Source organism: Peptococcaceae bacterium, from assembly GCA_024655825.1.
In the GTDB taxonomy this organism is placed as follows: domain Bacteria; phylum Bacillota; class Peptococcia; order DRI-13; family PHAD01; genus JANLFJ01.
Genome location: JANLFJ010000027.1, coordinates 1 through 25,189 on the forward strand (window position 1 = coordinate 1; position 25,189 = coordinate 25,189).

At 37.4% G+C, this 25,189-nt stretch carries 21 protein-coding genes; all 21 read right to left on the reverse strand.

All coding sequences use genetic code 11. The annotated features are described in order from the left end of the window. Nucleotides 1-51: 51 nt before the first annotated feature. A complete protein-coding gene (locus NUV48_10635) occupies nt 52-993 on the reverse strand; it encodes an NAD-dependent epimerase/dehydratase family protein (protein MCR4442595.1) in 942 nt (313 codons plus the stop codon). Nucleotides 994-1,015: 22 nt separating this feature from the next. Then, nucleotides 1,016-2,317 carry a hypothetical protein gene (locus NUV48_10640; GenBank protein MCR4442596.1) on the reverse strand — a complete coding sequence of 434 codons (1,302 nt, stop codon included), beginning with the start codon at nt 2,315-2,317 and terminating at the stop codon, nt 1,016-1,018. Between the two features lie 350 nt (nt 2,318-2,667). After that, entirely contained in the window at nt 2,668-4,572 is a 1,905-nt protein-coding gene (asnB, locus tag NUV48_10645) for an asparagine synthase (glutamine-hydrolyzing) (protein ID MCR4442597.1), read from the reverse strand. Between the two features lie 12 nt (nt 4,573-4,584). Continuing rightward, nucleotides 4,585-5,877 carry a hypothetical protein gene (locus tag NUV48_10650; protein ID MCR4442598.1) on the reverse strand — a complete coding sequence of 431 codons (1,293 nt, stop codon included), beginning with the start codon at nt 5,875-5,877 and terminating at the stop codon, nt 4,585-4,587. 8 nt (nt 5,878-5,885) lie between these two features. After that, nucleotides 5,886-7,058, reverse strand: coding sequence for a hypothetical protein (locus NUV48_10655; GenBank protein ID MCR4442599.1), 1,173 nt, complete (start codon nt 7,056-7,058; stop codon nt 5,886-5,888). Between the two features lie 25 nt (nt 7,059-7,083). Continuing rightward, the gene (locus tag NUV48_10660) at nt 7,084-7,878 is read right to left on the reverse strand and encodes an ABC transporter permease (protein MCR4442600.1); all 795 of its coding nucleotides are present in this window, start codon (nt 7,876-7,878) and stop codon (nt 7,084-7,086) included. Then, nucleotides 7,875-9,101 carry an ABC transporter ATP-binding protein gene (locus NUV48_10665; GenBank protein ID MCR4442601.1) on the reverse strand — a complete coding sequence of 409 codons (1,227 nt, stop codon included), beginning with the start codon at nt 9,099-9,101 and terminating at the stop codon, nt 7,875-7,877. The genes NUV48_10660 and NUV48_10665 overlap by 4 nt, the downstream gene beginning before the upstream one ends. Continuing rightward, a complete protein-coding gene (locus NUV48_10670; protein MCR4442602.1) occupies nt 9,082-10,245 on the reverse strand; it encodes an ABC transporter ATP-binding protein in 1,164 nt (387 codons plus the stop codon). The genes NUV48_10665 and NUV48_10670 overlap by 20 nt, the downstream gene beginning before the upstream one ends. 21 nt (nt 10,246-10,266) lie before the next feature. Beyond that, nucleotides 10,267-12,741 carry a radical SAM protein gene (locus NUV48_10675; GenBank protein MCR4442603.1) on the reverse strand — a complete coding sequence of 825 codons (2,475 nt, stop codon included), beginning with the start codon at nt 12,739-12,741 and terminating at the stop codon, nt 10,267-10,269. Nucleotides 12,742-12,754: 13 nt separating this feature from the next. Continuing rightward, nucleotides 12,755-13,759, reverse strand: a complete 1,005-nt coding sequence (locus NUV48_10680; protein MCR4442604.1) for a hypothetical protein — start codon at nt 13,757-13,759, stop codon at nt 12,755-12,757. A 69-nt stretch (nt 13,760-13,828) separates the two neighbouring features. Continuing rightward, nucleotides 13,829-14,944, reverse strand: a complete 1,116-nt coding sequence (locus tag NUV48_10685) for a radical SAM protein (GenBank protein MCR4442605.1) — start codon at nt 14,942-14,944, stop codon at nt 13,829-13,831. Beyond that, nucleotides 14,945-15,928 carry a radical SAM protein gene (locus NUV48_10690; protein ID MCR4442606.1) on the reverse strand — a complete coding sequence of 328 codons (984 nt, stop codon included), beginning with the start codon at nt 15,926-15,928 and terminating at the stop codon, nt 14,945-14,947. It lies immediately after the preceding gene. After that, complete coding sequence (locus NUV48_10695) at nt 15,915-16,670, reverse strand: WbqC family protein (protein ID MCR4442607.1); 756 nt, start codon at nt 16,668-16,670, stop codon at nt 15,915-15,917. The genes NUV48_10690 and NUV48_10695 overlap by 14 nt, the downstream gene beginning before the upstream one ends. After that, entirely contained in the window at nt 16,657-17,460 is an 804-nt protein-coding gene (locus tag NUV48_10700; GenBank protein MCR4442608.1) for a methionyl-tRNA formyltransferase, read from the reverse strand. The genes NUV48_10695 and NUV48_10700 overlap by 14 nt, the downstream gene beginning before the upstream one ends. Further along, nucleotides 17,450-18,196 carry a hypothetical protein gene (locus NUV48_10705; GenBank protein MCR4442609.1) on the reverse strand — a complete coding sequence of 249 codons (747 nt, stop codon included), beginning with the start codon at nt 18,194-18,196 and terminating at the stop codon, nt 17,450-17,452. The genes NUV48_10700 and NUV48_10705 overlap by 11 nt, the downstream gene beginning before the upstream one ends. Nucleotides 18,197-18,251: 55 nt before the next feature. Further along, nucleotides 18,252-18,902, reverse strand: a complete 651-nt coding sequence (locus tag NUV48_10710; GenBank protein MCR4442610.1) for an acetyltransferase — start codon at nt 18,900-18,902, stop codon at nt 18,252-18,254. A gap of 132 nt (nt 18,903-19,034) precedes the next feature. Further along, nucleotides 19,035-20,033 carry a class I SAM-dependent methyltransferase gene (locus NUV48_10715; protein ID MCR4442611.1) on the reverse strand — a complete coding sequence of 333 codons (999 nt, stop codon included), beginning with the start codon at nt 20,031-20,033 and terminating at the stop codon, nt 19,035-19,037. Nucleotides 20,034-20,043: 10 nt separating this feature from the next. Then, nucleotides 20,044-21,921: an asparagine synthase (glutamine-hydrolyzing) gene (asnB, locus tag NUV48_10720; GenBank protein MCR4442612.1), complete on the reverse strand. Its 1,878-nt coding sequence runs from the start codon at nt 21,919-21,921 to the stop codon at nt 20,044-20,046. Nucleotide 21,922: 1 nt separating this feature from the next. Beyond that, on the reverse strand, nt 21,923-23,089 hold the full coding sequence (locus tag NUV48_10725; protein ID MCR4442613.1) for a DegT/DnrJ/EryC1/StrS family aminotransferase: 1,167 nt from the start codon (nt 23,087-23,089) through the stop codon (nt 21,923-21,925). Continuing rightward, nucleotides 23,082-24,098: an NAD-dependent epimerase/dehydratase family protein gene (locus tag NUV48_10730; GenBank protein MCR4442614.1), complete on the reverse strand. Its 1,017-nt coding sequence runs from the start codon at nt 24,096-24,098 to the stop codon at nt 23,082-23,084. Before NUV48_10730 ends, NUV48_10725 begins: the two co-directional genes overlap by 8 nt. 17 nt (nt 24,099-24,115) lie before the next feature. Continuing rightward, nucleotides 24,116-25,138 carry a Gfo/Idh/MocA family oxidoreductase gene (locus NUV48_10735; GenBank protein MCR4442615.1) on the reverse strand — a complete coding sequence of 341 codons (1,023 nt, stop codon included), beginning with the start codon at nt 25,136-25,138 and terminating at the stop codon, nt 24,116-24,118. Nucleotides 25,139-25,189: the final 51 nt, after the last annotated feature.

Genomic DNA, 25,189 nt, shown 5'->3' on the forward strand with positions numbered 1-25,189 from the left:
TCCGAGTTCCTTCTAATTTTTGCGATTTTTATACGATTTTTTCAGGGGAAACTATTTAGGATTAACAGGTTTTAAATGAGTATACGTCTGGGTAATCCCATGGGTTTTGTACCACTCAATAGCTTTGTGAACTCCTATTTCCAATGGAGTACTAGTCTTCCAGTCAAAATCATTGTTGGTTTTAGAAGGATCTAACAAAATTGTATAAACATCATCTGCATTACGTGGACGAACTTCCACTTCTTTTTCGAGACTAATATTAAGGGCTTTTACGGTTGCATCAAATAACTCTTTGATAGAATAGTCAGTGCCTGAAGATATATGATAGGCACCTTTAATACCCCTTCCATCTACTGCCTTCATTACTACATCAACAAGGTCATCGATATAAATGAAATCTCTTCTCGTATCCATTACATAACAGGGTTTACCCGTTGTTATACGATGAAAGAAAGTTGGTAGAGGACCGCTTAAGTTTCTAGGGCCATATGCGTTAGCCAAACGAAACGTAATATATTCCAGCCCACTAAGTTTAATGTATAGTTCACCCGTCGTCTTGCTGATGGCATAACTGCTACCTTCAGGACGAATAGGATGATTAATGGTAATAGGTTGCTCAAGGGGATAAAGTCCATAGCAAAGAGCGGTCTGGAAATAGATTAACCTCATTATACCGACTTTCTGGGCAGCCTTAACTACATTAACTGTCCCCAGTTCATTGGTTCTTATATCTTCTACCCAGTTTTCAGGGTCTTTATAAGATGCTGCCGCATGTATTACCACTTCAGGAAGAAATTCAGCAAACATTTTACCGACCAGTTCATCTTCGGCAATACTGCCCTCGACTACCATCAGGTTTTTGTGGACATTCAGGTTATCATATCTTCCTGTGGAGAAATTATCAATTACTAACACCTCATCACCTCTGGCCAAAAGCCTGTCAGCAAGATGTGACCCAATAAAACCGGCGCCTCCTGTAATTAATACTTTCATAATTCTTCACTCCTTAATAGTTTTATGCGCGTTTCTTAAATTTCATATATTTTTCCCACCAGGGCTTAATAAATTTAAAGATAAACCTCTTGCCGGGAAACTGGTTAAACAAAAATGACAGCATTCTCTTTTTTATCCATCGCACTTTTTCGCCCTCTGAAAGATGCTGCTGAATCTTTTTCACTTCATAAGTATTCAAGTTAACTGGTATAAAGCCCTTTAATACTAAATCCTCATCAAAATCTTTTACAAATGCCTTATAACTGTATCTACCTGATGCTATAAGATCACGATATGCGTTTTCTGTTAAGTCTTTTCTTACATTTTCATTTTTAAATAAAGCTATAACTTCATTTAGATTGGAAAAATCTTTCTTTAAAGGGATATAATGTACCATCGGTTTCATAATACCGGAATATTTTCCTTCATATAGTATCTGACATACACGGAACGCAGCAGCTTCAAAATGGCGAGGGCTAATGGTACGATAGTAAATGTTGTCTTCCCATTTGTACAACAAATCTTTGTATATATCATCAAATGTGGCCATTGGATTCTTCGCAAGGTATACCTCGGACTCTCGGAAAACTGTATCATCCAGGTCAAAAATTGAGACACCTGCTTCAACCCCCAAACACCCCTTGCAATTTCCCAAAAACTTATACCAGTCTAATCCATAAATTCTTTTATCCTCCCTAGTTTCAATATCAAATATCAGTCCTAACTCTTTGGTTCTTTCCAGGAATTTAACAGCAATTTGGCTTTTTTCCTGTCCTCCTTTTCCCCAGTAAAAGGGAAGCTCTCTTCCCCGATATCCAATATCTATAGTCCTTTGATTATCCGGTTTTGAATATTTGTTTGCCAGCAATACTAAATTTTCGCTTACATATCCGGGAAGGATAGTTTTGATATCAATATTACCAATATTAGAATAAACAAGGTTTGCGTAATGCGGTTCTAGCAGTGTATAAATGCAATTAATATTATATTTTTTTATAAAGTCAAATCTCTGTTTACAAAAACAGTGTTCATCTTGAAAAATAGCAATATTATAGCTATTTAATCGTTTAATATAGTTTAAAAACTGTGTATTTAATGTATAAAAGCGATGAGCAAAAAGAGAATAATGCAAAATTAATACAGGAAAATGTATCTTATTTAAACCTTTGGGGAATCCATATTCTGTATTAACCGGCCATATTTTGTAAATGGAGTTGTTTACAAATTCCCTGACGTACTCTATAAGTGTAGGCGCCAAATTATAGACTCTATTATTATATATTAATAATATGCTGTTAGGGGATATTGCATTATCATATTTCATCAAAAAAGACTTCCTTTAAAATTTATTCTATTCGTAAAACGGGGCGCGAAGCCCGCGCCCCGATAATTGGACGAGCGAGCGCAGCGAGCGATGTCCGATTATCATAATGTTGGCGCACTTTGAATTTACTCTTGCAAAAAGTTAGCTAATATTTCACGCCTTGTTCATTATACCCAAAATGGGCTCAACGTCGCTATTTTTTGTTGCTGTTAATCCGTTTAACAGCAAAATTTTACTTAATATTTCCTAATATTTCCTAAGAATAAACCTGCTTAAAAGCCTGCAAACACGAATTTTTTCAACTAATCTAGCCCTGTGGAATTTACTTTTGCAAACTGGAAGTTACTTTTTCAATTGACCATTTTTTTGTAGACTCCTCTTTTGTCATGAAACTCTTGCTGCCAAATTTCTAAAGAAAGCAGTCCCCAAATAGTACGACCATATTTTGATTCTTTATCGATTTTTTCCAAAACTATACGGTTATTTATCAAATCCCTTGTTAGTGCTTTTTGTGTGGAAAAAATATCATAAACAAAATCTTTAACCTCTCCTCTAAACCATTCTTGTAAAGGTACGGGAAAGCCCATCTTATCCGTTCTATTAAGTATAACAGGCGGCAAATAATGTTTAATTGCGTTCTTTAACACATTTTTCATTGTACCGTCTTTAAATTTGATATTGGAAGGGATAGTTGCTGCCAATTCAACTAAAGGATGGTCAAGAAAAGGGACCCTTGATTCCAAGCCGTGGGCCATACTTACTCTATCTTCGACATGTAGTAATGCCGGCAATAATGTTTTAAAGTCAAAGTGGGTCATACTGTCAAAGTAGGATTCCTTATTTACATTGTCTGCCCTAAATATGCTCCTAAAAGTCTCAAAAGCAGAATAACCATCCAGAGCTTCCCAGTTTATCTCTTCCCCTAATTGAGGAGCACGGTTGATTAACCGGAAATATCTTTTATCAAGGTCCTCAAATAAACCTTCCCGCCAAAATTCCTGTAATAATGGCTTATAATCTTTAAGGGCAGTTAAATTAGGAATAATGGACTCATAGGTTACAATAAAATTTCCCGAATGCATGGTACCGTCAATGGCAGCTTTGATACACTGCTCAAAATAAGCAATTAAATAACGAGTATATCCTCCAAAAATTTCGTCCCCGCCTTGGCCCCCTAGTACTACCTTTCTATGCTTGCTTGCAAGTTTTGATACCATGTATTGAGGAAAGGAACCAGGTCCGGCCACAGGATAATCCAGGTGGTAAATTACTTTGCGTATGTTTTCAACAAAGTCTTTAGCTTCAATATCTAATTCCCTAAGGATAAAGCCCCTCCAATTCGCTAATTCCCTTGCATAATGACTTTCATCATAACTTTCGTTGATGGAAAATTTCCCGTTATATCCTTCAAAATCCCGACCACTGTTCCGGGTAGCCATGGAGGCCACTACTGCAGAGTCTACCCCACCACTCACATACGCCCCAATAGGGACATCGCTGCGCAAATGCATGTCCACTGACTCAAGAAGCAACTGCTCAATCTTTTCTTGAAAATACTTTTCAGTGTGATAGAAATCGAGGTTATAAAAAACTTGCCAGTATCTCTCAGTATTGATTTTACCGTTTTTTACGCTTAAGTAATGTCCTGGTAACAGCTCAGAAATACCCTTGAACAAGGTTTTCCCCGCTAGGCAAAACTGGAATGTTAGGTAATCTTTAAAACCCTCCAGGTCTGTTTCAATATATTTAACAAACGGTAGAAGCGCTTTAATCTCAGAAGCAAAATAAAAAACTCCGTCAACAAGGGTATAATAAAACGGTTTAATTCCAAAGCGATCCCTAGCACAAAAAAGTTCCTGTTTTTGTTCATCCCATAAGGCAAAGGCAAACATACCACGAAAATGTTTGACGCAATCTTTTCCCCATTTCCGGTATGCATATAAAATTACTTCCGTATCGGAAGTGGTCTGAAAATGCTCAATTCCCAATTCTTTTCTTAGTTCAATATAATTGTATATTTCTCCATTATAAGTCACCCAATTGCCATATTTATCTCTCATGGGTTGAGCGCCAGTTTTCAGGTCGATAATGCTTAAACGTCTGTGTGCAAAGCCGACATAACCTCTTTCATGCTCCCAGACCCCTGCTCCATCCGGTCCTCTGTGTTTTTGTAGTTCATTATAAATATATAATGCCTTTTTGAGATTGTATATTGGTTCCCTTGAAATATTAAATATTCCCGCAATGCCGCACATATAATGTCTCCTTTATTTCATTAGTTTAAAAAGCTTAAAGACTTTTTTTAATATTATAATAAGGTATTTTCTACCGGGGAATTGGGTTATAAGTATTCGATATTTAACATTGATAAAGAAGAAACGAACTTGATAGTCTTTATAAAGATAGTAATCAACTATTTTAATATTTTGATTAGAAATATCAGATATAATTCCTTCATTCTTTAATTCCTCATCAAATTCATTAACAAAACTTTTATAAGTGTATTTCTCGGATTTAATTAGATCATTATATGCATTCTCGATAATTTTTTTGCATTTTTCTTTATCAAAAAATGTATCGATTACTTCATCAAAGTTCGAGAAGTCCTTTTTCAAAGGAATATAATGTATCATTGGTTTTAAAATATTTGAATAGCTGCCTTCAAAAAGAATTTGACATATTTTAAAGGCTGCAGCTTCAAAGTGTCGGGGGCTTATTGTTCTATATGGTATATTATCTTCCCATTTAATCAAGATTTCCTTATATACCTCATCGAAGCTAGCAAGAGGATTTTTTCTAATATATTCATCATATTGTTTTTTTACAGTATCTTCAATATCATAAATTGATACTCCTGCCTCAACACCTAGGCAGCTGCGGCAATTTGCTAAAAAATTATACCAATCATATCCATATAAACGCCTGTTTTCTTTAGTTTCAATATCAAGCTTTAAACCCAATTCGCTTGCCCTCTTTTTGAACTCATGGGCGATATATGATTTCTCCTGGGCACCTTTGCCCATATAATACGGTAATTCACGGCCGCGGTAACCAACATCAATCTTTCTTTTCTCATAAGGAATACTCATTTTTCTCGAGATTTCAACCAGTTCATCACTGACATATCCCGTTAAGGTATGTACCAGTTTCGAGACACTGGTATATTTAAGATAGACTTCTTTGTAATAAGCTGGATCTAGCAAAGTATATACACAATTAATTTTATATTGGTTGATGAACTGGAATCTCTGTTGACAAAAATGGTATTCATCTTGAAAAAAGCAAATTTTATAGCTGTCAATACAACTCTGAAGATATTTTCTATATTTTTTGTTCAATCTATAATTACCAGTACCAAAAAGAGAGTAATGTAAAAGAATTACCTTAAATTTTAGGTGCCATAAATATCTGGGAAACCCTAATTCAGTATTTATTTTCCATATTTTAAAATGAGAGTATTTCTCAAATGCATTTACATGTTCCATTATCGTTGCGGCATTAGTTCCTAGAGTATGATGATAAATTAACAATATACCATTAATTTCTTTCATTTTATTCACTGTTTAAACTACCCTTTCAGTAAACTTAAATAGATTTGTTCACATCGTATTGCAGCAGCATCAGCAGAATGCCATTTTACAGCGAATGCCCGGCTTCTTTCTCCTATTTCCCGTCTTTTCTTGGGATTAATTATCAATTCCTTTAATAAATAATACACATTATCCGGAGTAGCGCTTATAATCGGTATTTCGTCAACATACTCAGGTACCTCTTTCCTCATACTTCGTAACCACTCAGGTCTCAAATAACAAATCACAGGTTTACCCAACATCATAGCCTCTCTAGCATTAGCTCCAAAAAAACCAAAAGTCAACATGTCCACCACAATATCTGCCTGAACCTGGTAATATCTTAGTTTTGGGTTAGGTACATCATGAAAAAATATTAATTCTACATTATATCCTTCCTTTTTTAATCGTTCAATCAAAGGAACATATATATGAGTACATTTAATATTTATTTGATTTTTATCTGTACGCATCTCATAATTCCCCACACAATGAAAAATTTTAATTGTATCATTGCTAAAAGGCAATTTATAGTTTGTTGGAACTAGCAGATTTGGATGCCAAAATGCGGGATCGAGGCAATAAAACTGAGGGACCTCATGTACTCTAGGATCATCGTTGTAATCTTTTCTATTACCACCAATTGTAATTTGATAATCTGCAAGACTGTTACGCAGTTTCCCCCAGGAAAGGTTACGTTCATCACTGCATACATCAGGATTGTTGCGCCACTGGCAAATATCACATACTGGTTCAGGCGCCCAAGAACGAAATGAGCTTTGAGATACACCATCAAGGCAGGAATTATTGCTGTATACAATCTTTTTGCCCAGTTTTTTTAACAACTTGATATCCCATCTTTCAGGGAGGATGTCTTTTATATAATCATCAAAATCATATAAAAACTTTAAGCTGTGAGCATTGCTAAAATGAAAAATATCGTATTGTTTTATTGAGTTTATAAAAAACTTAAGGTGTTTAAACTTATCTTTCCACCCATTATACGAAAATTTGAAGTCCTCCCCATGATAATATATTTGGGAATCCTCATTCGGGTCATAGTTTAGAACATCTGCTTTCCAGCCTAGCTTCCTTAAAGCCCTTGATAAATACCATGTATTGTAATAACACTGTCCTACAAATAAAACTCTACCCTTAATATTATCAGGCAATTACTTCTCTCCCCCTTGTAATAGTTTACATTACAATGGTAAAAAATCCTTTCAATGCTCTATAATACTTTAGACCTACAATAAAACATAGCAGAGAAACACATGTTAAGTATATAAAACCGGATAACTCAGGTAAAGTATGACTTATTAAGATGTTACGATATGATTGGATAACATGATAAAAAGGATTAAAATACTCTAATCTCCGAGCAATATCGGGTAGTGCATCAATAGAATAGAATATGGGGGTCCCAAAGGTTATCAGTAAAACAATGGTAGGTATTATTTGTGACAAATCACGGATAAAAACTGCTGTGGCACTTAATATAAGACCTATTCCTGCTAATAATATTACTTGCACTATAATAAGTGGAACTAAGACAATAAAATGCCAACTTGGGTATATCCCATTTATAAATAGCAAACCATTTACAAACAATAATCCCACAGTAAATGGCACCATGGCTACAAATGTATCAGCGATAGGTATGCATTCAACTTTAAATACGATATTTTTTACCAGACTTGCACTGCGAACCACTGAAACTGTGGTAAAACTCATACTTTCAGAAATACTTAAAAGAGGAACAAATCCACTTAAAAACCAAATAACATAAGCCATTCCAGAACTAGCTCCGGGGATCCTAGCTTTAAAAACAAAAGTGAATAAGAAAGAGTATATCACAAGAGTTAGGAGTGGATTTATGATAGCCCATAAGGGGCCAAGTCCTGAACCAAGATATCGGTCGCGTAAATTTATCTTAAAAAGGTTTATTATCATGATTAAGTCTTCACGCTTAAATCCAAAGAACGATGTCATTGGTCCTCCTCCAGCTCTTCAATACTCCAGGATTCAGGATAGAAATATATTGGATTCTCATATGGATAATTGTGATTATTTATTTTAAATAATTCTTTACCCCAGGTAAGCGTCCTCTTAATTCCATTATCCTGTATATCTTTAACTTCTATCACCGCTTCATAAATCCCTTTCCCTAAGAGTATATTCTCATATAAGGCATCAATTATATTTTTACCAGGGGATAAATTTATTTCCAATCTCTCTGCTCGCATGGAATTCTGTGAAATAAGTAGACCGTCAATACGTCTTAATGAAAATATTATATCTGGATTTAAAAAGGTATGAGAAACTATTTCTATTTTTGTATTTATACATTCTCCTACTTCAAAAACATTTTTTACTAAACCGTTTTTATCATAAAAATTTATACTTTCAATCCTGACTTTATCGCCCGGACAATACATTGTCCTTTCCTTGTACCGTTCCCTAATTAATTTTTCTTCCTTTTCCCTGCAGGACTGTAAATATGCTGCTGTTACTGTTTTAGGGTCACCATCCATTATTACTTTGCCTTTTTCCATCCAAATACACCTGTTGCATAAAGCTACAATTGAGGGCATGCTATGAGAAACAACAATCACAATATGACCCTTTTGACATATCTCTTTCATTTTGTCAAAAGCCTTTGTAGTAAAACGGGCATCTCCAACAGAAAGAGCCTCATCAATTATTAAAATCTCCGGGTCTATGTCAATATTCATAGCAAATGCCAGCCTGGCCTTCATTCCTGTGGAATATGTACGGACAGGGTAATCAATAAATTCTCCCAGTTCAGCAAATTCAATTACCTCATTAATAATTTCGTTAACTTGAAGCCGGCTCTTACCATTGAGTTCTCCATTAATGTAAATGTTTTCGCGCCCAGAAACGTCATCGCGTATTCCGGTAGCCAAAGACATTATACAGTTAACTCTTCCTTCAACTTCCACAATTCCATGAGAAGGTTTAAGAAAACCGGCAATCATCTGCAGTAGTGTAGTCTTACCTGCACCATTTTCTCCTATTATCCCAACTCTTTCTCCCGGGTTAATATCTAATGTTACATTATCTACAGCTTTAATAATTCTATTTGTTTTAATATTAACAGGTTTCTTATAAAGAGCATCACGGAAAACGGATATTGCTACATCAAACAATGACTTGCGGTAATATCTTGTTACATTACTTAATTTGATGTTCATAACTCCACCTTATCGGTATTTGAATATAAGGTATATGATTGCTTGATTTCTCTTTGTTCATTCCGAAGTATACCTGTTTTGAGTTATCCCAACCCCAAGCATCTTCTATTACCCCATCCCAGGTATTAATGCCTCCGCGAAAAACAACAACCGACACTATGCCTGACTGTAAACCCTGTGGTACCGGAATGCTAGAAGAAATCCGTACAGGCCCTGTTCCCTCAGGAATTTTTATGTTTCTCCATCCTGTATTAACAAGGCCAGCTATTAAGCCTCTTCTTGAATCGTGAATATATAATTGGCAGTTTAAGCTGGGATCAGGTTTTATCCTTTTAACAACTACACTTATATACAATTTATTATTACCAGATTCTACTTGGACTGATTTTATACAGGCAACCTGGCGCGGATATGTGCTGTCAACACTTCCAGCGTCCTTGCCAAGATAGGCCATAATAACGTCCTGTGTCGGGCCGATAGCTTTAATTTTCCCTTTATCAAGCCAAATAGCTCTTTTACATAGTCTTTCAATATAAAAAATGTTATGTGATGCAATAATAGCAGTTCTTCCGGAGGAACATATTTCCTTAATTCTTTGAAAACATTTTCCTTGAAAATATTCATCTCCAACCACCAATAATTCATCGATCAGAAAAATTTCATTAATATGGGCAGTCGCAACCGCAAAAGCCAGTTTAGCTATCATTCCCCTTGAGTAAGTAAAAATCGGCTGGTTTATTATATTGTTAAGCTCCGAAAATTCTATTATATCCTTTTCTATACTGGAAATTTGTTTTTTGGAAATACCTTGAAGTAATAAATGTCTATAAACATTATCCCGTCCTGATAGATAAGGCGAAAAGCTGGTTGTCACTTCAAGGATTGCACTGACCTTACCTTTGATATCGACTTCGCCCTTGTAGTCTTTCATTACCCCTGAGAGAATTTTTAAGATGGTACTCTTACCTGCTCCATTGGCACCAATAAGGGCAATCGCCTCTCCTTCTTCAACTTCGAAAGAAATATTGTCTAAAGCCCTATAATATTTTCGTTTACCCCCAAGCAAAGTGCGAATTACTTGACCTGGAGTGTCAAGAATTAAGTAATCCTTTGTTAGATTATTAACAATTACAGCTTTACTCATTTAACTCTCCATTAAGTTTTATTAGTTGATCCTCGTGTAGGTTTCGCTAATCGCAGTTCTAGTCACTTTCCAGTCGCCATTTTTTTCTGTTACAGAACGCATTCCAGCCCAATCGGGACATCCTTTACAATATAATATGCTCATATCATTATTAAGCTGAGCATCTCGCCAATGCCAGAACTCCTCCGAATTCCATATATCAACAATTGATGAATTTTGAATATTAAGGCCTGAAGTATCTCCACCAATATCAAATCCACAAAAGCTTATATCACCATTCCAGCGAACATAAAGAGTAGTCCATGCCGCCCAGCAAGCCTGTCGTTTACCCAAAGGATACCAAACAGGCAGTACCGGCTGGCAATTGGAGAACTGATCCTGCATAATGGCCCTGGAAACATAATCCACTTTATTTCCCCAAAACTCGAGAAATTCTTCAAACTGATAATGATTACGTTTTTCCATAACAAAATGAACACCAATACTAGGCTTTTTTTTATGCCCCCGCAACTGAATAAGCTTTTGAAGATTATCCCTTACTTTTTTTAGGTTGCCAGGAGGCTGTAGTAAACGATAAGTTTCCTCGTCCACTGCATCAATACTTACCACTAAAGAGTCTATCCCTAATTCCAGTAAATACCGGCTTATTTTTTCATTTAGAGCAAGACCGTTTGTGGTTATACCGATAGGAAAACCCATTTTTTTTGCATATTCCAGTACGTCGTACAATTGTGGGTATAATAAAGGTTCTCCACTAAAGGTAGGCGCTAAAGTAGGCTTTACTTTCCATGACTTTGTTTCATCTATAATCTTTTTTACCAACTCTACTGGCATCATCTTTGCTTCCGATAACTTAGAAGAATAAGGACTGCGAGCCGAGTGAAATTGACATTTATTACATTTCATATTACAGAAAGGCGACAAATCTAATGATATACATTTAGGAACACTAAAGTAATTCTTGAACTTTTCTTTTAGATAATATTGGTAATCCCCGTCACCTGGCCAAATAACAGGAAAATCCTTAGTAAAAGGAAGGTCTACAAGGTTGTCTTCATAATCATTTGTTTCTTTAATATTTTGTAATTGGTTACCGCTAATTATTTCCCATCGCGCCTCAGTAAACTGGCGGTAATCAACGAATGAGTATTCTCGACCCTTTTCTTGATGAATTTTATAGGAATTTAAAAGGCAATCATCTTTTAAGTCAGCATTATCCAGACGAAGGGCTATAGTTTCATCTATTCTAGGACTGTTTGATATTAGCCACTTCCAAAAGGATGTTCGGCTTTTAAAAAAATTGGGTGGTTTAGTAAGAAACAATTGCTGAGGGTAATAATAAAGTTTAAAAATACCCCGGGGAAACTTTTTTAATACGATAGTATTTCTACTCATGCCGCTTTTTTCACCTAGTTTCAATGCTAGTTTGATATCTTCATCAGTTTTACATTCAGCTATAAATAGCCTTCTATAATAATAATCCTCCGGAGGAAGAGTATGGTTATATAGTCGAAAATTGGATATTTTTAAACATAACATGCTAAATATTTGGGGGATTTTAAACTTTTTCCCTCCTAAATTAAAGTACTCATTAAGGCTGTATTCGTATGCCTTTTTGGCAAACCTATTGGATTTGTAATAGTCCTTCACATACTTATTAAAATTTTTTATTCTTAATTCATAATTATCGCCCTTTTCTCTGAAATCATAAGTTAGAGGAACCGTATCTTTCTCGGCAATACAGTACTGATAGGGATAATGATATCCCTCAAAAGTTACATGACCTGTATTGTTCTGGTTAACAATCCTAAAGCCCTGGGATTCCAACAGTATACGAAGTGTTTGTAAAGAAAACGTAACCATATGATCTGGAAAGAAGTTCTGCCATGGAAAACCGTGTAGCTGAGCCACATCATTAGTAGCAATAAAAATCTTACCACCTTTGCGAAGCAGGTTGTATACATTTCTGATAACTTCTCGAGGATTTTTAATATGCTCGAGCACATTATCCATAATAACCATATCAAAGTATTGGGGGGGAAAGTTTTGTTCCTCAAACATTCCTACCCTTATATCTATTTTATATTTCTCACGCCCATACTGGGCAAGGTCATATTCGGGATTAACCCCGACAAGTTCTAATTTAAGTCCGCTCTCCTCTTTAAGAACTTTCATTAAAGCACCAAAACTACAACCAATATCAAGAACACTATCCCCCTCTTTTAGATAATCTTTTAGGTAACTTAATCTTAATCTTGCTATAGCTAAAACATGTTCCTCAAATTCATGTGGGATATGGGCTATTTTTTTTTGAGTCATTTTAATGTAGTTCTCATAGTAATTTTTTAAATCATTATACGTGCTGTCTGTATTCTGGTATACTAACCCGCAATTAACGCAGATAACATTTTCTACTTTAATTCTTCTAGGAGCCCCATATTTATAAAAAGGTACACTGTTATTTGAGTAGCAGATTGGGCATTCCATCTTTGTCATTACATCCCCTCTATTAAAAAATATCAAAATTATATATTTCCATAAATCTCTGCCCACGATATCGGCGTATTAACTTTCTTGAATTACCATGTAAATCAAAAATTATAATTCTTTGTTTTCTTCTATCCTCGACCGCTATACATCTTCCATCTCGATTCCATCTAGGTAAATAGAGTTGACTTTGATCGCTACCTATTACCAACTCTTCCTTCAATTTATTCTTAAAAGATAATATTACTATTTGGGTGCCGCCGTTATTCTTTCTATGACAAGCAATTTTATCCCCATGTGGCGAAAACCTGGGTGAAGGGTTACAAGGAGTTTGCCATTCTGTTTCAATTATAATTTGCTCAGGTTGATTTTTATTAATAACGCATATATTAAAAAAGCCTGGATTGTTTTTGCTGCATTTTTCATAAACGACATAGTCCTTATATACATCTGGAATCCCATTGCCGTAATGTTGCGGGTCATAAACTAGTGGTATTTCCCTGGCAGCCCAATCTACCATAAATAAACCAAACAATTCATCCACTTTACCGCTTTCTGTTATTATATAGTTTCCGCACTGAGAGAAAACAGGATATGAATCCATTCTAGAATTATTTGTTAATTTCCTTTCTTTAAAACTGGGCCATTCAGATACAAATATTTCAGCTAAATTGGCAAACTTATATTCTTTTATAGGAACTCTGCACCATGCAATCCTTCTTCCATTTTTAGCCCAAACAGGGGCATAATTATCTTGATCACTATATGTTAACCTTTTAATTTTATTTGTTAATAAATTAAATTGAACCAACTCGAAGTTATTGCCATTATGCTCTGAATATAAAATATCTGTACCATTTGGAGAGAAAACTGGAGTAATACAATCATTACCAAAAAGAGAAGGCAATTCTAATGCCTTTTGGGTGCCGTCTGATAAAAATAATCCATAAAAACCTTTTTTGTTTTTGGCTGAATATACAACTTTACTTCCTGTTTCTTTTAAAACATCACTGCGCATGATCGACATTACTTTTTCACCTATATCTGAAAATGCCGTTTTACAAAGCACGTACAGTTTTTTATGCATAATCTCAAATTAAACCTTTGATTTATTAAAATTTAGTTCACCTTTGTTCATATTGGTGTATGTTGTCCAAAAACCGTTTCTAATTACTTTGACATCACCATAAATGACGTCAGGAAAACTAATTTGACTATACCACCGTTGGCATGTCTCACAAAATGTTTCTTTTATCTTATTCTTTAAATGCATATTTCTAAATTGGCGGTAATTTTTTCCTAACCATATCTCCTTAATAGTTTGGTCCTGAATATTACCTAAAATCATATTTGTTGTATTAGCCCTCGTAATGTAAATACTACAAGGAACCACATCGCCATTGTATGTTATACCGCATGTCTGCCAAGGCACTATACATACAGGGCGTTTCTTTAATTCCACTTTTGTCATCGTATCTGAAATAATTGTTCCGTTTTTATCGTTAACCTCCCCCATTGAAATGTAGTTAACTTGAGGAAGCCACTCTTCGTAAAATGCCCTTCTTTCCTCAATTGTCTGACCCAGATTACAAAGACTAACTCCTATTGTTATGGGAGAACCGGCTTCATTATTGGCATTTATAAAGTATTTCAAATTTTTTACAACATCATCATATTTTGCAGGAACGCGAATTTTTTCAAACCAGTTTTTGTTTCCATCAATACTAAAAAAAACACTGCCCCGATAAAAACCGACAAGTTCATCGGCGAATTCTTTGGTGAACATCGTACCATTGGTATTGAAATACGTGTTTATACCCATTTCTGTAGCTAAACGAAGATATCTTATAAAATCTTTATGAATTAAAGGTTCCCCATCATAGTTCATGAGAATAGGTATCTTATACTCGGAAATTTCCTCAAAAACTTTCAACACTAAATCATCCGTTATAAAACCACGATCCCTTGTATAATGCTCCAGGCCAAACCGGTAATTACAATGCTTACATTGTAAATTGCAGGCATTTGTTATTTCTAAAGCTATATAACTGGGGAAATCCGGTATTCTATTATTTACTGGTTCGATCACTTTTGGATATGGAAGAGCCGTCTTTGGGCCTAAAGTGCATTCCAAAGGTCTATTTTTAAACCACTTTTTAGCTGAAATTATATTCTGATATTTTCTAAGAAAGTTCTTAGTACCTGTCAGCATCTAAAACCACATCCTTTCCTGATTTATTAAGCCTATTTTTCTATACCAAAATTTAGGGAATAGAGACCAAACAATACAGTTCTCGCAGAACTCAATCTCGTTATATTTGTTTAAACAATGCTTTTCCCTAAGAATACGAAGCTTTTCTCCTTTCCAGATAGACTCAAAAGACTGATCCATTATATTACCAAGAGGATCTTTGTCCCCAGTAACATGAATAAAACATTTTGATACATCCCCGTTAGGCTCTATTTTAGTAGCATACCATAACCAGGCGCAGGGATAACGCTCTTCGGGGATTTCCTGCTTTTCAGCGGGGGTTACACTATTTTCGTTAACCAATCCTCCCCAATTACCGTAATTTCTGACATTAACCAAATCCACAATATTTTCCCACCGCTTAATAAAGGAATCAAATTCATGCGCTAATTCTTTAATCCCTATAATGTGAGTTGTAATTTTTAAATGTTTTGCTCCCATTTGGTTACGTATATTTACTAAATTCTCGAGATTTCTACAAACCCCATCATAATCATCAACTCCTGTTAACCATTTATAACTTTCCTTGGAACCAGCATCAAGCGAAAAAGATAAGTGGTCGATACCGCTGTCTACTATTTTTTTACATCTTTCAGAATTTAACAAAGTCCCATTTGTCGACACAACTATTGAAGCATTTGGGCATAACGTTCTAACCATATATAGATAATTGTCAGCTTGAGGATGTTGAAATGTTTCTCCATATGCACTGATTTCAATACTAACATTACGCCGACTTCCTACTTCTCGGCAAGCCTTTTCAAAAACATCTTTTGTCATAAACCTTGCTTTTTCAGGTGGCCTAGAAAACATGGGACACATGCGGCATAATCTGTTACAACGCCATTCACCCAACGAGATGCCGTATGCATATGGGAAATCCATACGCATATGTTGTTTTCGTTGTTTTCTCTTTTCCAACCAGTTTAAATTATGAATGTTCAAATGAATTCTCCTTTTGGGCTTTACTTTGTAATAATATCCTTTTTACATCATCAACTCCACAGTTCATAACAGCATCAATAATTGATAAGCCTGATACAAAATCGCCGTTCTTTATACCAATTTGACTATAAATCGGATGAATAAAGTTTTGATATATTAAGCTTATTCCTGCAGCAGGAAACTTATCATCTTCCTGATAACCAGCTGCCCCTCCACCACAAAGGTAAGCTGTTCCTCCGATTTTTTTAGTTATTTCTATCAGTAAATCTGTAGATTTATTGGTTGTCATTAAATCACTTTGGGATATAAACGTTGTATTAATATTAAGCATTCTGCATACTGCAGTTATATTATTAATATTGTATTCAATTAAATAGTCATATGGCGCAAATAAAAGCGGTGCCAACCACTCCATTGTCTGTTTAAAGAAAGGGGCTTTCGTATAATTATATATTAAAGTCTTGTATATTTTTCCCTTCCACTTCTGGCTGTTATCTATCTTTACATCTTTTATCAACTCAAAACCATGGCTTTTTATTATCGGACAACTAACCCATATCGGCTTCCCCTGAATTAATAATTTAACACGATTTAGCCAGGTACCGCTCCCTGTTCGTTGTCGAGCAACATTATCCAAAAATACAAAAACATCAGACCTGATTATTTTATCGAAATACCCCAGCCATGGAAAAAAGTTTGGCTGATGTATGGCAACTACTATTTCCTGTTTACTTAACGACACGTCCAATTCTCTCCTTTTGAAGTCTCTCTACATCATCTAGGTGCATAAAATAATCAATTATTATTTTCTGATCTTCTTGCCAGTACCAAGCACCAGGCCAAGGCGAAACCAGAGCACGTATTAGATTATAAATCTCTATCGCTGGCCGGCTCCAGTCAATATAACCATCTTCGGGTTTGCGTCGTCGAACAATAGTTGCATTTGACTCATCCTGTTCAATAATATTAATATTCTCATGATATAATAAAGGCAAAGTTTCAGTAATTAGTTCTTTTGCTGCCATAGCAATTTTTGTACGTAAAGATAAAGCCGTATCAAAGAATGAAATAGCTAATTTTTTTTGAGCTACAATCGGTCCAGCATCTACAATATTTGTCATTTTATGTATTGTTACGCCTGTTTCTTTTTCGCCATTTATTAATACCCAATTTACGACATTAGCACCACGATAACGTGGTAGGAGAGAACCGTGAATGTTAAATATCCCCTTTCTAAAAATGTTTAACACTTCAGGTTTTAAAATGCTGTCGTATGAAAAGCATAGTCCTAAGTCCGGATTTAGTGTTTTCAATTCCTCAATAAAATTGTAGTATTTACCAGGATCATTTTTAAATTGAGGCTGAAGTATACCTTTGCATCCATGTTTTTTTTTCCATTCTTCAACCTCCTTTTTAGCTTCCGGACGTTTTGATGAATACACAACGGCGCTAATATCTTCGTTTGTTAAAACATCCCTTAAGACGGCAAGGCCATATTCATCTCCAAAAACAATTATTCTATTATTTGACATTGTTCCTTCCCATCTCTTTAAGTAATTCATCGTATTTTAAGTGCTGTTTGGTGGCTCTTCCTTCGATACATCTTGTTACCCGTTCACGTGGAGTCATCGGTTGGGGTGTCCACCAACCCGGATGTGTAAGTACTTGTATTTTGTCAGGTTTCGACTGTTCCAAAATATCCCTCAACCGTGAGTGACGCCAATAACCATTTGAATCAGAACAGTAATAATAGTTTTCTTTTAGGTAGCGAGAATAAGTATTAACCATATTTTCAATAACATGTCTCTCTTCATTAATCCATTTTCCAGTTTCAGGATTATGAAAGGAAAATACTTTAATTTCTTGACCAATCATCTCTTCAACTATCCTTTTTTCAAATGCTAGGTATTTCTCAAACATTTTTTTATCTTCACCATATTGGAGGTTATAAAAAAGAGGATCAAAATGTAGCCCAACCTCATGACCCATAAAAACAATTTCTTTTACAAGATTTAAAATCTCCAGTTCAAAGAAATTATAAAAATTATTATGAAGGTGAATAAAATAAGTAGCAACAACACCCTCATTCTTTTCTATGAGAGCAAGTTTATAAGAACGATGAACAGACAAATCAATATCATGCCTCCAAAGGATGTTCTTTCCATTCATTTCAATATCTGAATAAGAAATAAACTTATACTTAAGTTTTGCCAATCTTAATAACTCCCGGTATTTTTCTTCAGTAAAATCTTCTATGTTATAATTCATTAAATACCTCAATTAATCGATTCTCCTTTGAAGACATATAATTCAGCCCAATTTTTTATTCATCAATAGCTTTAACTTGTCTAATAATCCTTGCAGGATTCCCTGCAACTACACAACATTCAGGTATATCATTAAGAACAACACTTCCCATACCCACCATAACATTATTACCTATAGAAATATTTCCGACAATCGTACTATTAGAACCAAGATAACACGACTCTCCTACATGAACTCCTCCTGAAACACAGACACCCGCAGCAATGCAAGTATAATCACCTATTACGTCATCATGACTTATTACAGTATTGGGAAGAATTATCACATGGTTACCAATCACCACATTTGATGTAATACTTACATTTTGAAATACTACTACACCAGTTCCCAATTTTGTCATTTTTGATATAGATGCTGCCGGGTGGATTATTGTTTCAAATCTGTCTAAGGAAATACGAGTTTTACCTATAATTTTCCTTTTATTTAAATAATTCTGTGGGCTTCCAATCCCGTTAACAAAAACACAGTCGTTCATTTCATGAGCTATTTCCAATGGTCCGAGAATTCTCACGCCGTGTAGCAGTTTACCCCACTTATCAGGATTATCATCAAGAAAACCAATACATTCGTATTTAGGTCCATATAATATATTAATTTCATACAGTGCATCTAAAATATCGATACAATTACCACCCGTGCCTAGGATTACTATTTTTTTAATTGCTTTCCCCCCCCATCAGAATTATTGTTTGAAAGCTAATGGAAAAAGAGTAATCATTCAAATAAAATAAATTTCATATAAAAGTATGTTAATACCATATCGTCCCGTTATTTATATTCATTCATTTTTCCTTGAAACAATAGTTATTCCGGAATCCTCTATATCCATATGTTCTATTGACAATCCGGCTTCTTCACACCAGTTCTTTATTTCCTCGGGTGTATGTCTATGACAATTTAAAGGTCTATACCAGTCGAAATTAACATGGTTCATTTCTTCAAGATTCCATTCAGGTCTATAATATGCTTTAAAAATATACCAGTAAAATAGCCGTTGTAAATCAATTTTTCCTGCCGGAATACCAAGATATGGCACATCCTCGGGTACATTAATCTCAACTTTTAATTCACCTAAAGTTTTTCCAAGCATTGTTAAGGGCATCAGGGCTTGCCACGCTTCTTCATTATTCATATTCTTTATATATTCCCTTATATGATCGTCACAAAATTCACGAACAGGAGCTTTCTTTTTATAAACATAAAACATAAACCTTCCGCCGGATAATAATAACGAGGCCAAATATTTAAACGACTTTTCTGTTGAATTAGTATGATGTAATACTCCTTCGGAAAAGATGATATCAAAAGTAGGACCTTCAAATGGCAGATTCATAAGATCAGCCTGCAAAAACTCCCCTTTAAGCCCCTTTTTTTCGAAAACTGAAGCGGCAATATCTATTGCCTCTGATATGTCCACTCCTAAATAGTTAATTTTATTAATGTATTTTTCAAAAAGTAGTAAAGTCGAAAACCCGGAACCGCAACCTGCATCTAAAAACTTAGCTCCATCAAATAGATAATCATTAAGGAGGTTTTCGTCTCCCTTTAAATATCTTTGGATAAGCCATGCCTTATGAGCGTCTAGAACCACCTTAGAATCATATGACTTCCTTTTTCCCCATTTAAAAGCAAAGGCGTTTTTAGTTTGAGCCTGGTTATCAGAGTATATTTTTATTTGTCGTAATATCGCATTTTGTACTACATAATCAGTGGAAAGAATCCTAATTCTGTTTCCCTCATTTAATCTATCCACCCCAAGAATCTTTGCCCAGTACACTAAATCACCTCTATAAGTATTCTCTACACCAGTGCTCAAAGTTCAGTAACGACCAAATAAATAGTCTCCTATTATCTTTACCCTTCAAATGATCATCAACTAGCTTCTGTATTGAATCCCTGTCTAAAAACTCGTAGATACGAGCATTGCCATTGTAAATAATCCTTTTTACATATTCTATACTTTCTCCCCTAAACCAGGAAGCATCTGGGGCTGAAAATCCCTGTTTAATACCCTCGGTTATCTGTGCAGGGATATAACGTTCCATAACTTTTCTTAAAATAAGTTTTCCATCTCTGGTTTTCTCAAAATACTTGTTTGTTTTAGGTCCTGGCTCATTTTCGTTTAACCTGACTATCTCGCCCAGATTCTTTAATTTTAGAACTACTGGCACTTTAATTGCAAAATCCACTAGATCATTATCTAAAAAAGGTACCCTTGTTTCTAGGCCATGAGCCATACTAAGCTTGTCTTCCACTATCAACAATCCATGGAGAAATGTTTTTGCTTCAAAATATAAAGAGTGATTAATATAGTCTTCCGGTTTTGTTAATTTTTTGTTATGTTTCTGAAAAATGCTGCTGAAAATATCACGTGTCCAAATGTGTTTTACATCATTCCAGATTGGTAAAAACACATTCTTTATTTCTTTATTGGGTATTAACCTCTTCCAAAAACTATAATATTTATCAATGTAATTTTCAAAATCTTCATTTACAACGGCCCTATAATAGCGCCAAGGGTATCCGCCAAAAAGCTCGTCTCCCCCTGTTCCCGACAAAACAACCTTAACAAACTTAGAAGCAAGCTGTGATACGTAGTAATTTGGATAGCTTTGGCCAACGCGAGGCTCCTCGAGATGCCAGGCTAACTTGGATAAAACCCTTTCCATATCTCCTGCTTTCAATACCATTTCATAATGTTCTGTCTTAAAGAGGTAGGACATTAGTTCAGCTTTTTCTCTTTCGTCAAAACCCACTTCCAAACCGGACGCTGAATGAAGGTCAAACCCGCAGGTGAAGGTTTTAATGTATGGAAGCTGGCGGGCCGCCACTGCAGTAATGGAACCAGAATCCATCCCACCACTTAAATACGAGCCAATTTCAACATCGCTGACCAGCTGTCGGTTGACCGCTTGAAGAAAGAGCCTGTCAAGTTCTTCCAAATATTCGTTTTCGCTTTTTGGTTTCTCTGGTTCATTAAAAAAGTAATCCCAATATTGAACTGGAGATAGCATGGTGTCGTTTTGTCCCAAACAAACAAACGCCCAATTGGCTGCAGGAAACAATTTTATCCCTTTTAACAATGTCTTATCAGTAAAAATATTTTGGAATGTAAAGTATTCCAACAAAGCCTCCAAGTCAAGTTCCCGTTTTACTTCCGGGTGAACAAGTATTGCCTTTTGTTCAGATGCAAAAATGAATTTTTGGTTTATAAAGCAATAATAGAGCGGCTTGATCCCATAACGATCCCTTGCCAAAAACAATTCTTGCCTGGTCCTGTCCCAAATCGCAAAGGCAAACATCCCGTTAAACCTTTTTACACACTCAGGGCCCCATATTTTATAAGAATAAAGAACAACCTCTGTGTCTGTTTTTGAACGGAATTGGCATCCTAAGCTTTCCAGTTCCACCCTCAATTCCTGGTAATTATATATCTCGCCGTTGTAGACAATCACATAATTATTATCGTTGCTGGCCATGGGCTGATGGCCGGCCGGAGAAAGATCTATTATTGCCAAACGCCGGTGCCCAAGCCCTAAGAAACTATCCGTATAAAAGCCTTCGCCATCTGGCCCCCTGTGAGCGATAGCATCGGTCATACGGCGAAGCAACACGGGCGATACAGGTTCTCCGTTAAGGTTAAAAACACCGGCTATGCCGCACATGTTATAGTCTCCTTAATGTTTCCAATACATGGTTATAGTCTTCTTCCGACATCTTGTTATGAAGAGGTAAAGCTATGCTGTACCTGTAAGCATCGCGAGAATTGGGGCATAAATCGTCGCTCAAGCCATACTTCTGTTTGTAATACCCCAGCATATGGACTGCCTGCGTGCCAACCCTGGACGATATCCCGTTCTCGAACAAGTACTTCAGCAGATCGTCGCGTGTCAGCGGGGCTTTTGTTTCGTCAACCCAGCAGACATAGGCCTGCCACGAATGAACGCAACCTTCGGGCTTGGAAGGCGTTCTCAACCAGGTTATGCTTGACAGTTCACGGTCATAATATTGGGCCCATTTTTCTCTCTCCCGGATAAAACCGTCCACTTTTTCCAACTGGACAAGGCCTATAGCGCCCTGCAGGTCGGTCATCCGGTAGTTGTATCCGAGCAGGTTAAAGTCGGGCATGAGGTAAGGCGCGTTGTTGCCGTGGCGCTGTTCCTCGGAAATCGAGGCCCCATGATTGCGAAGGCAATTAATGATTTCAGCCAGTTGGGGATCGTTGGTCGCGCACATCCCTCCCTCGCCCGTAACCAGGACTTTGCGGGGATGGAACGAATAGCAACCCACGTCCCCGATGCTCCCGGCGCATTTTCCCTTGTATGACGCCCCGCTTGCGCAGGCGGCATCTTCTATGACCCGGAGGTCATATTCTCTTGCCAAATTCATGATTTCATCCATGTCGGCATAAAGTCCGAACAGATGAACCGGAATAATGGCCTTCACCCTTACGCCTTTAGCCATAGTGTCTTTGATGGCTGCACGGGCGCTTTCCGGATCGATGTTGAAAGTCTCGGGAGCAATGTCGCAAAAAACCGGTATCCCGCCGCAATACTCAACCACATTGGCCGTAGCCACCCAGGTAAACGAAGGCACAACAACCGCATCGCCAGGTTGCACGCCGACTGCCAGGAGAGCAAGGTGCAACGCGGTAGTGCAACTGGTCGTAGCCAAGGCATACTTGACCCCGTGCCGCTCGGCGAATGCCTTTTCGAAGGCAGCCACTTTGGGTCCTTGTGTAAGCCAGCCGGTATCAATCGGCTCCCTTAAGGCGTCCCATTCTTCTTTGCCCATGCAAGGAGCGGCGATCTGAATTTGTTTCTGTTTACTCATCCGCTATTCCCGCTTCCTTCCTGCGCTGCTCTACCTCTGCCTTGTGGTTGTTTCGCCATTCGATGAGTCTTTTCAATCCTTCTTTCAAATCGACTTCGGCCTTATAACCTATTTCCTTTTCAGCCTTTACCGGGCACCCAATACGGTTTTTTACAAAGGTGAGACCTGCCGGTTCATATTGTATTTTCAAATTTGACCCCGTGACAGCCAAGACCATTTTGGCAAGCTCCTTGATGCTTGTCCTGATGCCGGTCCCGACATTGTAAAACGTATCCGTAGTATCCGCTTTCATCGCGCAGACATTTGCCCTGCCGCAGTCGCCCACATATACAAAATCGTAGGTCTGGGAACCGTCGCCGTAAACAACCAGGGGCAGTCCCTTATCCAAGCGGTCAAGCATCTTCATGATCACCGATACATATGTGCCGCGGTAATCCTGACGTGGTCCATAAACGTTCATGTAGCGGAGCCCCACATAATCAAAGGCCTTATCCGTGTTCTTGTATCTGTGGTACAAAGCCCTGCACATGTGTTCCCCGGCAATCTTCGTGGCTCCATAAAAATTGGTATTGTTATAGGGATGATCTTCCTTCATGGGTTCTTCGACGGCATCCCCGTAAACTGATGCCGAAGAAGAGTAAACCAGCCTTTTAACGCCGTTGTTTATACACGCTTCCAGGACATTGAACGTACCGCCGATATTGACTTCAAACGCCGAGCGGGGGAAATCATAACAATGGAGAAGCCAGAGCGCAGCAAAATGGAATACGCCGTCCACCCCTTTCATGGCGGCATTCAGAATGTCCCTGTGCAATATGTCGCCGCCGAATTCAAACACCTTCACTCTTGGGTCTTTCAAGGCTTTTTGCAGGTTTTCAACACGGCCTCGCGTGAAATTGTCATAGACGATAATTTCCCCGACGTCTTCTTTGCACAATTCATCCACAGCGTGCGATCCGATCAGACCGGCCCCGCCGATTACCAAAAACCTTTTCCCTCTTATGTCCAAATTCTTCTCCCCCATTTCTATAGCGGCAGCACTATCATTTTTCTTTCCCGGTTAGATTTATAAATAGCCTCAATCAGTTCCAGCGACTTTCTACCTTCTCTCCCATCAGTGAGAGGGTTTTCCCCGTTTCTGAGAGAGTTTATGACATTCCTGTAATAAGCAACATGGCCGTAGCCGTACACGGAATCGGGATACGTGGCCGATTCCTCCACAAGTCTATCGTCATCATGGTATTTGCTGAATTCCCAGTGAAGTATCTTATTGACAGCTATTCCCCCTATGCGCACCGTTCCCTTCTCACCGATTATCGTGATGGAACCTTCCAAATTCCTGGGATAGGTCAGCATCGTCACGTTGATGCTGGCTATCCCTCCCCTCCTGAATTTTAGAATCGCCACCCCCGTGTCTTCGGTTTCTATGTTGCGCGCCAGCGTATCCGCACAGGCCACTACCGATTCCACCGCGCCTCCCAGCCACTGGACCAGGTCTATATAGTGTGATGCCTGGTTGCAAAAGGCCCCTCCGTCAAACTCCCAGGTGCCGCGCCACTGCGCCTGGTCATAATACTCCTGGGGCCTTGTCCAAAGAACATTGGCGATGATCATATAAATTTTACCGAATCTCCCTTCTTCTATCGCTTTCTTGACGAGCTGGATTGAAGGGTTCAACCGGTTTTGCATAACGACAAACAAGCGCACCTTATTCTTATCGCAGGCTTTAATCAAATCATCAGCATCTTTGAGCCGGACTCCCATGGGTTTTTCCGACAGTACATGCTTGCCGTGTTCAGCCGCCATAATCCCGTGTTCCGGATGGAAACCGGAGGGCGTGCAGATGGTGATCATCTCTATATCGTCACGTTCCAGCATTTCTTCATACCTGGTCGTCCAAAAAGGAATATCGTATTTCTCAGCCGCCTGCCTGGCCCGCTCTTCAACTATATCGCAGCAGGCTACAATTTTTGCGTCGTTTTGTTTGCTAACCGCTTCAAAGTGGTTTTTCGCTATCCTGCCGCAGCCCACCAGCCCTATGCGCACCAAGTTCAACCGCCCCTCTTCCAAATCATTCTTCTCTAATACGGCTGACTCGTC

Excerpts from the sequence above, each read along its gene's own strand:
- NUV48_10635 (MCR4442595.1), bottom strand. The coding sequence starts at position 993 with ATGAAAGTATTAATTACAGGAGGCGCCGGTTTTATTGGGTCACATCTT.
- NUV48_10640 (MCR4442596.1), bottom strand. The coding sequence starts at position 2,317 with ATGAAATATGATAATGCAATATCCCCTAACAGCATATTATTAATATAT.
- asnB (MCR4442597.1), bottom strand. The coding sequence starts at position 4,572 with ATGTGCGGCATTGCGGGAATATTTAATATTTCAAGGGAACCAATATAC.
- NUV48_10660 (MCR4442600.1), bottom strand. The coding sequence starts at position 7,878 with ATGACATCGTTCTTTGGATTTAAGCGTGAAGACTTAATCATGATAATA.
- NUV48_10665 (MCR4442601.1), bottom strand. The coding sequence starts at position 9,101 with ATGAACATCAAATTAAGTAATGTAACAAGATATTACCGCAAGTCATTG.
- NUV48_10670 (MCR4442602.1), bottom strand. The coding sequence starts at position 10,245 with ATGAGTAAAGCTGTAATTGTTAATAATCTAACAAAGGATTACTTAATT.
- NUV48_10675 (MCR4442603.1), bottom strand. The coding sequence starts at position 12,741 with ATGACAAAGATGGAATGCCCAATCTGCTACTCAAATAACAGTGTACCT.
- NUV48_10680 (MCR4442604.1), bottom strand. The coding sequence starts at position 13,759 with ATGTCGATCATGCGCAGTGATGTTTTAAAAGAAACAGGAAGTAAAGTT.
- NUV48_10685 (MCR4442605.1), bottom strand. The coding sequence starts at position 14,944 with ATGCTGACAGGTACTAAGAACTTTCTTAGAAAATATCAGAATATAATT.
- NUV48_10700 (MCR4442608.1), bottom strand. The coding sequence starts at position 17,460 with ATGTCAAATAATAGAATAATTGTTTTTGGAGATGAATATGGCCTTGCC.
- NUV48_10705 (MCR4442609.1), bottom strand. The coding sequence starts at position 18,196 with ATGAATTATAACATAGAAGATTTTACTGAAGAAAAATACCGGGAGTTA.
- asnB (MCR4442612.1), bottom strand. The coding sequence starts at position 21,921 with ATGTGCGGCATAGCCGGTGTTTTTAACCTTAACGGAGAACCTGTATCG.
- NUV48_10725 (MCR4442613.1), bottom strand. The coding sequence starts at position 23,089 with ATGAGTAAACAGAAACAAATTCAGATCGCCGCTCCTTGCATGGGCAAA.